11 protein-coding genes are annotated in these 12,716 nt (G+C 67.7%); 4 read left to right on the top strand and 7 right to left on the bottom strand.

The features are described 5' to 3' along the window. Positions 1–52 precede the first annotated feature (52 nt). Together ACM1PE_RS12145 and ACM1PE_RS12140 are read left to right on the top strand one after the other, a co-directional pair. Entirely contained in the window at positions 53–1,015 is a 963-nt protein-coding gene (locus ACM1PE_RS12145; protein ID WP_419343416.1) for a Bug family tripartite tricarboxylate transporter substrate binding protein, read from the top strand. Further along, the gene (locus ACM1PE_RS12140; protein WP_419343414.1) at positions 1,012–2,604 is read left to right on the top strand and encodes a sulfatase; all 1,593 of its coding nucleotides are present in this window, start codon (positions 1,012–1,014) and stop codon (positions 2,602–2,604) included. Before ACM1PE_RS12145 ends, ACM1PE_RS12140 begins: the two co-directional genes overlap by 4 nt. A 31-nt stretch (positions 2,605–2,635) precedes the next feature. Here ACM1PE_RS12140 and ACM1PE_RS12135 read toward each other — a convergent pair whose 3' ends face one another. The 6 genes from ACM1PE_RS12135 to ACM1PE_RS12110 all read right to left on the bottom strand — a co-directional run bounded on the left by ACM1PE_RS12135 (position 2,636) and on the right by ACM1PE_RS12110 (position 8,583). Beyond that, entirely contained in the window at positions 2,636–4,267 is a 1,632-nt protein-coding gene (locus tag ACM1PE_RS12135) for an ATP-binding cassette domain-containing protein (RefSeq protein WP_059375957.1), read from the bottom strand. A gap of 169 nt (positions 4,268–4,436) precedes the next feature. Then, positions 4,437–5,432, bottom strand: coding sequence for a serine hydrolase (locus ACM1PE_RS12130; RefSeq protein ID WP_419343412.1), 996 nt, complete (start codon positions 5,430–5,432; stop codon positions 4,437–4,439). Positions 5,433–5,523: 91 nt separating this feature from the next. Beyond that, on the bottom strand, positions 5,524–6,399 hold the full coding sequence (locus tag ACM1PE_RS12125; protein WP_118932450.1) for an HpcH/HpaI aldolase/citrate lyase family protein: 876 nt from the start codon (positions 6,397–6,399) through the stop codon (positions 5,524–5,526). 4 nt (positions 6,400–6,403) lie between these two features. Then, entirely contained in the window at positions 6,404–7,123 is a 720-nt protein-coding gene (locus tag ACM1PE_RS12120) for a response regulator transcription factor (protein WP_306632630.1), read from the bottom strand. 320 nt (positions 7,124–7,443) lie between these two features. Next, entirely contained in the window at positions 7,444–7,914 is a 471-nt protein-coding gene (locus ACM1PE_RS12115) for a hypothetical protein (protein WP_059375963.1), read from the bottom strand. Positions 7,915–7,983: 69 nt separating this feature from the next. Next, on the bottom strand, positions 7,984–8,583 hold the full coding sequence (locus ACM1PE_RS12110) for a GNAT family N-acetyltransferase (RefSeq protein ID WP_251880035.1): 600 nt from the start codon (positions 8,581–8,583) through the stop codon (positions 7,984–7,986). A 108-nt stretch (positions 8,584–8,691) separates the two neighbouring features. Between ACM1PE_RS12110 and ACM1PE_RS12105 the strand changes: the two genes are divergently transcribed. Beyond that, the gene (locus tag ACM1PE_RS12105; protein WP_419343409.1) at positions 8,692–9,924 is read left to right on the top strand and encodes an NAD(P)/FAD-dependent oxidoreductase; all 1,233 of its coding nucleotides are present in this window, start codon (positions 8,692–8,694) and stop codon (positions 9,922–9,924) included. 36 nt (positions 9,925–9,960) lie between these two features. Here the strand turns inward: ACM1PE_RS12105 and ACM1PE_RS12100 are convergent, their stop codons facing one another. Further along, the gene (locus ACM1PE_RS12100) at positions 9,961–11,094 is read right to left on the bottom strand and encodes a 3-deoxy-7-phosphoheptulonate synthase (protein WP_419343407.1); all 1,134 of its coding nucleotides are present in this window, start codon (positions 11,092–11,094) and stop codon (positions 9,961–9,963) included. A gap of 241 nt (positions 11,095–11,335) precedes the next feature. Here ACM1PE_RS12100 and ACM1PE_RS12095 point away from each other — a divergent pair, with 241 nt between their 5' ends. Continuing rightward, a complete protein-coding gene (locus ACM1PE_RS12095; protein WP_419343406.1) occupies positions 11,336–12,562 on the top strand; it encodes an EAL domain-containing protein in 1,227 nt (408 codons plus the stop codon). Positions 12,563–12,716: the final 154 nt, after the last annotated feature.

Below are 12,716 nucleotides of genomic sequence, written 5' to 3'. Positions count from 1 at the left end.
GACAGGCGTTCCCCAGGCTGGGCCGGGAAGGACGCCGGGATGGAGACGATTCATGAAGAAGTTCTGGATGGCCCTGGCCGCGAGCTGGGCCTGTGGCATTGCGGGTACGGCGGCGGCGGCGGATGCCTACCCGGCGCGGCCCGTGCAGATCGTGGTGCCGTTCTCGCCTGGCGGCGCGGTGGACGTGCTGGCGCGCCAACTGGCGCAGCGCCTGGAGCCTCGCGGCTACACGCTGGTGGTGGAGAACAAGCCGGGCGCGGGCGGCAACATTGCCGCGTCCATGGTGGCGCGCGCCGCGCCCGACGGCTACACGCTGCTGATGGGCACCACCAATACGCACGGCATCAACAGTGCGCTGTATTCCAGCCTGCCGTACGACCCGGTGCGCGATTTCGCGCCGGTCGGCCTGGTGGCGGACAACGTGGTGGTGCTGCTGGCCAATGCCGAGTTTCCGGCATCGACGCTGGCCGATGCCGTCAAACTGATCAAGGCCAATCCCGGCAAGTACACCTATGGCTCGCCCGGCCTGGGCACGGTGCACCAGCTGGCGATGGAACAGTTGAAGCACGCTGCCGGCCTGGACGTGGTGCATGCGCCATACAAGGGCGCCGCGCCGGCGATGGCCGACCTGGTCGCGGGCCACGTGCCGCTGATGATAGGCGGCATCGCGCCCGCCATTCCGTTCCTCGCGTCCGGCAAGGTCAAGGTGCTGGGCGTGGCCAATACTGAAAAGTACGCGGCGCTGCCCGATGTGCCGCTGTTCTCGGACGTGGCCGCAGGCGTCGCCGTGCGTTCCTGGATCGGCCTGTTCGCGCCCGCCGGCACACCGCCCGCGGTGGTGAAGAAGCTGAACTCGGACTTGGAGGCGGTGCTGACCGACAGCGCGTTCGCGCAGGCCTTGCAGTCCCTGGGCATGGTGCCGATCTACATGACGCCGCAGGCCTTCGGCGACATGATCAAGCGCGACATGCCGGCCTGGCGCTCCGCCGTGGAGATGTCGGGAGCGAAGCAATGACGCCCGCTGCGAAGCCCGTCAACTTCCTGCTGTTCATTACCGACCAGCACCGCGCCGACCATCTGGGGGCCTATGGCAACCGCGTGGTCCGCACGCCCAACCTGGACCGCCTGGCCGCGTCCGGATGGCGCGCCGACAACATGCACGTGGCCACGCCCATCTGCATGCCGAACCGCGCCAGCCTGATGACCGGCCGCTTTCCGTCCGCGCACGGCGCGCGCCACAACGGCATCGCCCTGTCGCTGCGCAGCCGCACCTTCGTCGAAGCCATGCGCGAGGCCGGCTACGGCACCGCGCTGGTCGGCAAGGTCCACTTGCAGAACATGACCGACATTCCGCCTTCCTGGCCGGTGCGCGCTGAAGACAGATTGCCGCGCGAGGCGGTCGAACCGGACGCCGGCCGCTACGACCAGGAGCAGCGCAAGCTGTGGCTGGAACGCGCCGACCACGAGCTGAGCTATCCCTATTATGGTTTCGAGCGCGTGGACCTGGTCGACGATCACAGCGACGACGTGCATGGCCACTACCGGCGCTGGCTGCGCCGCGAGCATCCGGAGATCGAGGCGCTGATCGGCCCCGCGCATGCCATCCCCGCGCCGGAATACGAGCTGACGCGCATCCGCCAGGCTTGGCGCACGCGCGTGCCGGAAGAACTCTATCCCACGGCCTACATCGCCGACCGCAGCATCGAAGCGCTGCGCGGCTATGCGGCATCCGGGCAGCCGTTCTTCCTGCAATGCTCGTTTCCGGATCCGCACCATCCCTTCACGCCGCCAGGGCGGTTCTGGGATCTGCACAAGCCCGAGGACATGGAGCTGCCCGCGTCGTTCCACGGCCAGGGCACGCCGCCGCCGCACGTGGCCTGGCTGCGCGCGCAGCGCGACGCCGGTACGGCGGTCAAGCATACGCCCGCGATCTTTTCGTGCAACGAGCGCGAGGCGCGCGAAGCGCTGGCGTTGAACTATGGGTCGATCGCCAACATCGACAACCAGATCGGCCGGGTACTGGCCGAACTCGATGCGCAGGGGCTGGCCGACAACACCGTGGTGATCTTCACCAGCGACCATGGCGACTACCTGGGCGACCATCAGCTGATGCTGAAGGGGCCGATCCACTACCGCGGCCTGACCCGCGTGCCCTTCATCTGGCGAGACCCGGCTGCGGCGCGGACGGCGGGCGCGGCCAGCGATGCCTTGCTCAGCACCATCGACGTCGCGCCCACGGTGCTGGCGCGCGCCGGCGTGCAGCCCTACAACGGCATTCAGGGGCGCGACATGGCCGGCCTCATCGGCGGACGCGAGGCCGCCGTGCGCGATGCGCTGATGATCGAGGAAGAAGGGCAGCGCGTGATACTCGGCTTCAACAGCCGCATCCGCTGCCGCACGCTGCTGGCCGACGGCTTTCGCGCTACGGTCTACGATGGCGCGCGCTGGGGTGAGCTCTACGATCTGAACCAGGACCCGCACGAGCTGCGCAACCTGTGGGACGATCCCGCGCACGCCGCCGACCGTGCGCGGCTGCTGGAGCGGCTGGCCTACGGCATGCTGGAACACATCGACACCAGCCCCTATCCCAGCGCGCTGGCGTGACGTGGCGCGGGCAGGCCGCCCGCGCCTGGCTTCAAGCGGCCTTGGCGGCCAGCTTGGTCTTGTAGAGCCAGTCCTTGTAGTCGTCCAGGTCGCCGTCGAAGGGGCTGACCTCGCCGTCGGCCACGATGATGAATTCATCGGTGGTGGCGCGCAGCAGATGGCGGTCGTGCGACACCAGCATCAGCGTGCCTTCGAACTGCGCCAGCGCGGTGGTCAGCGCTTCACGGGTTTCCAGGTCCAGGTGGTTGGTGGGCTCGTCCAGCAGCAGCAGGTTGGGACGCTGCCAGACGATCAGGGCCAGCGCCAGGCGCGCCTTTTCACCACCGGAGAACGGTGCGATGGAGCTGGTGGCCATGTTGCCGTTGAAATTGAAGCTGCCCAGGAAGTTGCGCAGCTCCTGCTCGCGCACGGTGGGCGCGATCTTCGTCATGTGCCAAAGCGGCGATTCGTCATGGCGCAGCATCTCCACCTGGTGCTGGGCGAAGTAGCCGATGGACAGCCCCTTGTTGAACTGCGCTTCGCCGGCCAGCGTTGCGAGTTCACCCGCGATGGTCTTGATGAAGGTGGACTTGCCCGCGCCGTTGATGCCCAACAGGCCGATGCGCTGGCCCGCCTGCAGCGAAAAATTGATGCCCGACACGATGATCTTGTCGGACTCGACTTCCGTTTCCTCGTCCGCGATGCGATAGCCGGCGCTGACCGCGTCCATGGTCAAGAGCGGGTTGGGCGCACGCAAGGGCTCGCGGAACTCGAACGAGAACTCGGCCGCCGCGCGCAGCGGCGCGACTTCTTCCATGCGGGCCAGCGCCTTGATGCGGCTCTGCGCCTGGCGCGCCTTGCTGGCCTGGGCCTTGAAGCGGTCGATGAAGGATTGCAGGTGCGAGCGTTGGCGCATCTGCTTTTCCAGCATGCCTTGCGCCAGCTCCAGCTGCGCGGCGCGCTGGCGCTCGAAGGACGAGTAGTTGCCCGAATAGCGCTTGAGCTTGCGTTCGTCGATATGGACGATGACGTTGACCACGCCATCCAGGAAGTCGCGGTCGTGCGAGATGACGATGAGCGTGCCTGGGTAGCGTTTGAGCCAGTCTTCCAGCCAGATGATGGCGTCCAGGTCCAGGTGGTTGGTGGGCTCGTCCAGCAGCAGCAGGTCGGACGGGCACATCAGCGCCTGCGCCAGGTTCAGGCGCATGCGCCAGCCGCCGGAAAAGCTCGTCAGCGGCAGGTGCATCTGGGCCTGCGTGAAGCCCAGGCCGGTCAGCAGCTGTTCGGCGCGCGAATGCACGGTGTAGGCGTCGGCGTCGGCCAGCGCGGCGTAGATGTCGGCCATGCGCAGGCCGTTCTCGGTGCTTTCAGGCTCGGCTTCCAGCTGCGCCAGTTCCGCCTCCAGCTTGCGCAGCGTGACGTCGCCGTCGATGGCGTACTCGATGGCGGGCCGGTCCAGCGCGGGCGTTTCCTGCGCCACATAGGCCATGCGCCAGCTGGCCGGATAGTCCAGGTCGCCCTGGTCCGCGTGCAGCGTGCCGCGCAAGAGACCGAACAGGCTGGACTTGCCGGCGCCATTGGCGCCGATCAGGCCGATCTTGTCGCCGGGGTTGAGCAGCAGGTCGACCTTGTCTAGCAAGGGCTTGACGCCGCGCATGAGTGAAACTTGTTGGAAGCGGATCATGGGTGGTGCAACAGGGGACGCGGCAGGATTCCCGCCGGCCAGGCGCAGAGAAGAAGGTGGGGAAGCAGGGCGCTCAGGCAGCGCGGCAGGCGGACGGAACGGGCGTTCGTTCCGCGTCAAAGGCGGGTATTGTACCGGGCTTGGCGACCCAGGCGCGCAATGCCGCCCGTCAGCGCGAGGCGTACCGGCTGTCCAGCACCCGACGCAGGCGCACCGCGTCGCCGAAGCGCGAGCCGTTGATGCCCTGCGCGTTGAGCAGCACCATGGCCAGGTTGCGCTTGCCGACCTTGACCGCCATCACCAGGCAATCGCCGGCTTCGCGGGTGGTGCCGGTCTTGGACACAAGGATGTCCCATTGCGGACGGCCCACCAGGATGTTGGTGTTGCGGAAAGTCTGGCCGGCGGCCTGGTAGCTGGTCTCGCCGGTGTATTGCCGCAACAGCGGCTGGGCGGAAATCGCCGCGAGCAACTTGACCAGATCCCTGGCCGAAGACTGGTTTTCGTTGGACAGGCCGCTAGGTTCGGCGAAGCTGGAATCGGTCATGCCCAGCGCGCGGGCCTCGGCGTTCATCGCCGCGACGAAAGCCGCCGTGCCGCCGGTATAGGTGCGTCCCAGCGCCTGCGCGGCGCTGTTTTCGGAAGGGATCAACGCCAGGCGCAGCAGATCGGCGCGGCTCAGTTTGGTGCCGGCCGTCAGGCGCGAGGGCAACTCGCTGGTGGAGCGGGTGTCGCTGGCGTCGATGGTGATGACGTCGTCCATCGGCAGGCCGGCCTTGACCAGCGTCAGCGCCGCCATGAGCTTGGTGATGGAAGCGATGGGCCGCACGGCGTCCTCGTTGCGCGCGAACAGGACTTCGGACGTGTCCATGTCCTGCACCAGGATCGTGCTGGACTTGAGCTTGCCGATTTCCTTGGCCGGGTCGCGCGTGACCAGCGAGGCGTTGGCGGCCGCGTCCGGGTCCAGCGGGTCGGGCTGCGCGCCCCAGCGCTGCACGGCGATGCGCTTGCCGTAGCCATGCAGGCACATCGGCAGGGAAGGCTGGGAATTGCAGGGATGGAAATTGGCAGCCTGGGCGCGCGCCGGCGCCGGCAAGCCCGCCGCCGTGGCGGCCCACAAAGCCGCCACGCAGAATGAGATCGACATTTGCCGCAAGATCAGCGTCACGAGCGCTCCCCGATACGCCGGCCACGCGCCCGGCAGGGCGTTACCGGCAATATGCATTTGAAAGTCGATATTACTGCGGTTGGCGCCGTTGTCACTGGTGCGCGTCTGCGATGGCCTCGGCCAGCGCCAGCACGCGCTCCGCTTCGCGCGCATGCAGGTTTTCCACCAGCGCGCCGTCGACCACGGCCACGCCCAGGCCCGCGGCCTGCGCGGCGCGCCAGGCGTCCAGGCGCTTGCGCGCGGCGGCGAGTTCTTCTGCCGAGGGCGCAAAGGCGGCGTTGGCCGCCGCGATCTGCTTGGGATGGATGAGCGTCTTGCCATCGAAGCCCTGGTCGCGTCCCTGCCTGCAAGCCGCCGCCAGGCCGGTGTCGTCATGCAGGTCCAGGTGCACGCCGTCCAGCGCCGCCAGGCCGTGGGCCCGTGCCGCCATCACCGCCATCGAGCGTGCCAGCAGGGTTTCTTCGCGAGACGGCGTATGCCGCGCGTGCAGATCCTTCACCAGGTCCGAGGTGCCGACGACGATGGCCGCCAGCCGCGGATGGCCGGAAGCGATGGCGTCCAGCCGCAAAAATCCCAAGGGTGTTTCGGCCATGGCCCACAAGGGCAGGCTGGCTGGCGCGCCCGCCGCGTCCAGCGCTCGCGCGAGCGCGTCGAGCTCGGCGGCGGACTGCACCTTGGGCAGCAGCACCGCGTCCGCGCCCGCCTGGGCAATGGCCCTGACGTCGTCCAGGCCCCATGCCGTGTCCAGCGCATTGATGCGCACCACGCATTCGCGGCGGCCATAGCCGCCAGCGCGCAGCGCCGCGGCGACTTGCTCGCGGGCTTGCGCCTTGGCATCGGGCGCGACGGCATCCTCCAGGTCGAGGATCAGGACATCGGCGTCCAGGCTGCGCGCCTTGTCCAGCGCGCGCGCGTTGGCGCCAGGCATATAGAGTACGGAACGGCGGGGTCGGATGGCAGGAGTCATGGTTTCAGTACTTGGCGTTGCCGACGATCTGCACAGGCGTGGTGCAGACATAGCCCACGCCGTACACCGTGCGTATGCCCATGTCGCCGCCGGCCTGCGCGCGCAGCTTGCGCCGCAGGCGGTGCATGTGGGCGTCCAGCCGGTGGGTATCGTAGGCCTCCACGCTGGCGCCCAGCGCCTCGATCAGGCGGCCGCGCGACAGGGGCAGCGGCGCGGCCTGGATCAGCGCGCCGATCAGCCGGCTTTCGGTATCGGTGATGTCCACGCTGACCTGCTGCGGCGACAGCAGCGTGCGCCGGGACGGATCGAAGCGCCAGGCATCGGATTCCGGAGCGTCGGCGTCGCCCGCCGGCACCACCCGCAGGCGGCGCGACAGCGACACCAGCGTGGCGCCAAGCTCGGCCAGGTTGACGGGTTTGGTCAGGTAGTGGTCGGCGCCCAGGCTCAGGCCCGAGACCTTGTCTTCGCTCAAGAGGCGGCCGGTGAGCATGATGATGCCCATCGACGGGAAGGATGTCCGCAGGTGCGAGACGCGGGTCAGCGCGTCCCCGTCGGGCAGCATGGCGTCCAGCACGAGGATGCCTGGCGTCACGGTGAGCAACAGTTGGTCCAGCTCCGCGAGCGAGCCGGCGGTGAGGATGCTGCGGTCCAGGCCCAGATCCTCGATGTATTCAGCGATGGTGTCGCGCCAGTCTCCGTGGTCGTCGACGATGATGATGGTCACGGCGATTCCGGCGTCAGCGGTTGCGCGCAGGGAGCTTCGAATGCAAACACGCTGTCCGCTCCTTGTATGTGGGTCTTCTTGTATAGGGGGAGTCCGCTGGCGCGATATTTTTCGTATCGCGCGCTTGCGGAGAATATCATCATCGCCCCTGCGGCGCCGCGTCAAGAATCAAGGATGGCAGCCGGGCGCCGGCCAATTTTCAGCTGGTCAAAAAATGAGCAGCCCGTTGCGCATCGGCCGAACGGCCATCAGCCAGGGGTTCGAGGCTTTTTTATCCACAGAAATTGTGGATAAGGCCGGCCCTGTGGATACTGTGCTTTTTATGTAGACAGGTGTTCGACGGCAACGCCCGGCGGCACCTTGCGCATGCGGTCGCGCTCGATGCGCGGCGGGGCGAAGCGGGTCTTGCGGGCAGCGGCGTTCTGCAGCAGCACGGACAGCACCGCGCCCTTGTCCTGTATCCACTCATTTTTGCCGCGCAGCAATTTCATCGCGTTCTCGGCGGTGCCAAGGCGATAGGTCATGGAGTTGATCTGCACCGAGGTCTTGCCATTGAAAACGGCCGCATCCTGTTCGGTGATTGCCGCGGCGTCCAGATTGCTGCTGTCGTGATCGATGCGGTAGACGAACTTCAAGCCGCTGTGCGGATCCTGCACCACTACGAGCTTGTCGGACCCCGATATGTCGGACAGCATGCCGATCACCAGCGACTCGACCAGCTGGTTGCCGCGCTGTTCCTCGGTGTAGATGTATATCGTGTGACGCGCTGGCGCGGCGTAGGTCTGTTGCATAACTGGCTTCAATAGTGCGGGGCAGGCCTGGCGGCCCGGACAAGCTGCGAAAAGAGCGGGCGATGCGCGCTATCCGGCGCGGCGCATGCGCATCAGCAAGCGCGCTTTGACGGCTGGCCAGTCCTCGTCGAGGATCGCGAAGTAGACCATGTCGCGCGCGCGCCCCGATTGCGCGATCAGGTGCTTGCGGAACACGCCTTCCTCCACGCCGCCGATCCGCAGGATGGCCTGGCGCGATTGCATATTGCTCAGTTCAGTCTTGAATACGATGCGCATGATACCAATTGTTTCAAAGGCGTGCTGCAACAGCAAGAACTTGGCCTCGGTATTGGCGCCGGAACGCTGGCTTGCGGGCGTGAGCCAGGTGCCGCCGATCTCCAGGCGCTTGTGCGCCAGCGCGATGTCCATATAGCGCGTTGCGCCGATGACCTGGCCGTTGTCCTGCCGCACGATGACAAATGGCAGGCAGTTGCCATCGCGCTGGCCGGCCAGCGCGCGGTCGACATAGCGCTGCATATCGTCCAGCGTCTGCACGGGTTCGGGTTGCAGGCGCCACAGCTCGGGGTGCAGGCCCACCTGCGCGAGCGGCTCGGCATGGCTGGCGGTGAGCGGTTCAAGGCGCACGACCTCGCCAGCGAGCGTGACGGGTTGCAGGCGGGGGCTGGTCATGACGTATTCCTTGATCGGAGCGTGGGCGCGGAGGGCAGGGCGTGCAGCAGGCGATTCTACGCGCGCGCGCCCTTGCCGAATACCGCACGCAAGCGCAGAATGCGCCGCATGAAAACAGACGCCTTGGTCCTGGGTGCGGGCATCGTCGGGGTGAGCACCGCCCTGCATCTGGCGGCGCGCGGCCGTTCAGTGGTGCTGCTGGACCGGCGCGGCCCTGGCGAGGAAACCAGCTACGGCAACGCGGGCCTGATCGAACGGGCCAGCGTGATTCCCTATGCCTTCCCGCGCGACTGGCGCAGCCTGTGGCGCTACGCCAGGAACAATACGCCGGACGTCAGCTACCACCCGCGCTTTCTGCCGCGCATCGCGCCATGGCTGCTGCGCTACTGGTGGCATTCGGCGCCGTCGCGGCTGGCGCGCGCGACCCAGGCCATGCTGCCGCTGATCGAGCGCTGCGTCGCGGAGCACGACGCGCTCAAGGACGAGGCCGGCATCTCGCGCCTGTTCCGGCGCAGCGGCTGGATCGATGGCGTACGCGGCGAGGCCGGCCTGGCCCGGGCCGCGGCCGAGGCCCAGGCGCTCGCGCCGTACGGGCTGAACTACCGCGTATTGGATCGCCAGGCGCTGGCGGCGCTGGAACCTTCGCTGTCGCGCATGGCCGGTGCGGTGCATTGGCTGGATCCGGTCAACGTTTCGGACCCGGGCGCCGTCACGCGCGGCTACGCGGCCTTGTTCGAACGGCGCGGCGGCGTGCTCGCGCGCGGCGACGCGCGCAGCCTCAAGCCATCTGGCCAGGGTTGGCAGGTGCAGGGAGAACAAGGGCTGATCGAGGCCCGCGATGTGGTGGTTGCGCTGGGCCCGTGGTCGCCGGACATCCTGCGCCCGCTGGGCTATCGCATTCCCATGGCGGTCAAGCGCGGCTATCACCAGCATTACGCATTGGAAGAGGGGGCGACCTTGTCGCATCCGGTGGCGGACATCGAAAGCGGTTTCGTCGTGACGCCCATGACCCTGGGCGTGCGCCTGACCACGGGCGCCGAGTTCGCGGCGCGCGATGCGCCGCCTTCACCGATCCAGATCGAGCGCACGCGGGCGTTGGCGCGGCAGCTGCTGCCGCTGGGCGAGGCCGTGGAGCGCGAACCGTGGATGGGTTGCCGGCCCTGCATGCCGGACATGCGGCCGGTCATCGGACCAGCGCCGCGCCATCCCGGCCTGTGGCTGGCGTTCGGCCATGCGCATCATGGCTTTACGCTAGGTCCGGTGACGGGCAAGCTGCTGGCCTGCATGATCACGGGCCAGGCGCCGGACATGGATCCGGCGCCTTACCGCGTCGGCCGCTGAGGCCGTACGCGGCAGGAGACGCGAGAAGCGCGGTTCTCAGGCCGGTTTTGCGGCCTTTTCGCGGCGCTGGCGCACGGCCAGGGCCAGCGTTTCCAGCACCGGCGCGGTCTGCGACCAGCCCAGGCAGGCGTCCGTGATGGACACGCCGCGGCGCAGCGGCAGGCCGGGCTTCAGGTCCTGGCGGCCTTCTTCGAGATGGCTTTCGATCATCACGCCGGTGATGCGGCCGTCGCCCTGGGAGATCTGGGCGGCGATATCGTTGGCCACCTCGACCTGGCGCAGATGCGACTTGTTGGAGTTGGCGTGCGAGCAGTCGATCATGACCTGTTCGCGCTGGCCGGCGGCGCGCAGGGCGGCGCAGCAGGCGTCGACGCTGGCCGCGTCGTAGTTCGGACCTTGCTTGCCGCCGCGCAGGATGACGTGGGTGTCCTGGTTGCCGCGGGTTTCGAAGATGGCGGCCATGCCCATCTTGGTCATGCCCATGAACGCGTGCTTGGCGCTGGCGGCGACCATGGCGTCCGCGGCGATCTGCACGCCGCCGTCGGTGCCGTTCTTGAAGCCCAGCGGGCAGCTCAGGCCGGAACTCAGCTGGCGGTGGCTGGGGCTTTCGGTGGTACGCGCGCCGATGGCGCCCCACGCGATCAGGTCGGCAATGTACTGCGGGCTGAGCAGGTCCAGGAATTCGGTGGCGATCGGCAAGCCCAGGCCGCTGATGTCCAGCAGCAGTTCGCGCGCGCGGCGCAGGCCTTCGTTGATGCGGAAGCTGCCGTCCAGGCGCGGATCGTTGATGTAGCCCTTCCAGCCCACGGTGGTGCGCGGCTTCTCGAAGTACACGCGCATGACGATGAGCAGGTCTTTCTGGTGCTGTTCGGCGGCGGTGCGCAGCAGGCGCGCGTATTCCATGGCCTGGCCATGGTCGTGGATGGAACAGGGGCCCACCACCAGCACCAGGCGGTCGTCGCGGCCGTGCAGGACGTCGGCGATCTGGACGCGGCTTTGCTCGACCAGCGTCTGGATCTCGGCCGAAACCGGCAGTTCGTCCTGCAGCAGGGCGGGCGAAATCAAGGGGCGCACCGCGCTGATGCGGGTATCGTCGGTGCGCGTGTTGTCCTGGGTGGAGTCGGCCGCGCCGACCTCGCGGTCGTGCAGGGGGTCGTCAATGCGGGTCAAGGGTAGCTCCGTGCCGTAGATGCGGGAAGAAAGCCATCTATTATGGCACCGGCCGCGCCGCGGGGCGACGGAAGGCTGCCTCCGTCTGGCTGATGCCGCGAATACTACGACTATCGGCGATGGGGCTGCATTAACCCGTTAGCGATAACGACAGCGCGCGCGCGGATGCCTTAGCATGGGGGACACAGTTTTCCAGCGGCCGCCTGCGGGGGCCCGCCCTATATGAGTAGGACGGTAGACCATGCCTAAAACGGAACCCGGCGGAACCCGACGGATACTCCTCGTCGAAGACCACCCGGTCGAACGCGCCTATCTGCAGAACGTGCTGCTGGCGCTGGGTTTCCGCCGGGTCGCCGGCCTGGGCAGCAGCATAGAAGCGGTCAGCGCGCTGACGCGCCAGTTCTACGACGTGGTCATCAGCGACATCATCACGGGCGAGGGCGACGGCACGCGGCTGCCCAACGAACTGCGGCGCCTGGTGGACGCCGGACGGCTCAAGAGCATGCCGCCCATCATCTGGATCAGCAGCCTCAGCGATGAACTGTTGCAGTCGCACGTGCGGCTGGCCCTGCAGGCCGGCTGTCCCTCCGCGCAGGCCTTGTCCAAACCGGTGTCCCGCAGCGCCATGCAGCAGGCCATCAAGACGGCGTTGCGCAGCATCGACGAAGACGATGCCGCCTCGACCCGGCCGCGCTCGCTGCGGCGCGACGTCATCGAGGCGGCGTTGGGCCATGCGCTGATCACGGGGCAGGGCATGAGCGTGGTGCTGCAGCCGCAGATGAGCCTGTCGACGGGCCGCGTGCTCGCCGCCGAGGCGCTGTCGCGCTGGGATCACCCCGAACTGGGCGCGATTCCGGCGGCGGACTTCGTGCCTGCCGCGCACCGGCTGGGGCTGGACCGGACCTTGTTCTGCTTGGTGACCGACAAGGTGCTGGAGCTGCAGCAGCGCATGCATGCCGAGGACATCGCCGTGCCCATCGCGATCAACGCCTCGGCCTCCACGCTGTGTTCGCGCGACCTGCCGGGCCTGCTGGAGCAGCGCGTTGCGCAGGCCAGCCTGCCGGCCCGGTTGATCAAGGTCGAACTGACCGAGGATGAGCCGGTGACCGATTGGCTGGCCTTGTCCTCGGCGCTGAACCTGCTGCGCGTGCGCGGCTTTGAATTGGCGATGGATGACTTCGGCGCGGGCATCGCCTCCATGCGCCTGTTCTCGGCCATGCCCTTCACCGAACTGAAGATCGACCGCGACTTCATTGTCCATATGCATCGCGAGCCCGCGTCGCGCGCGGTGGTCGCGGCCGCCATCGAGATGGGCCGCGTGCTGGGCCGGCGCGTGGTCGCCGAAGGCGTGGAGCACGAGCGCGACGTGGAGTTGCTGCGCGAATTGGGCTGCGACGTGGCGCAAGGCTACGGCATTTCCGTGCCGCTGGAACCCGACGCCTTCGTCGAATTCTGCCGCAGCCATTGAGTCATCCGCCCGGCGCGATGGGGTATCCTGGCGCAGGCCGGGTCCGTCCGGACCCTCCCGACTTTCGGCGGACTTGACCCCGATCAAGACTGCGCCCGCGCATGGAAAATTGGCCCCACGGGTGGATTTACCATGGCTTCATGCGGGCTGCGCA

Source organism: Achromobacter sp. PD1, from assembly GCF_048541815.1.
GTDB classification, from domain to species: Bacteria; Pseudomonadota; Gammaproteobacteria; order Burkholderiales; family Burkholderiaceae_B; genus Achromobacter; species Achromobacter bronchisepticus_A.
This window is presented reverse-complemented; position numbering and strand designations above follow the sequence as displayed.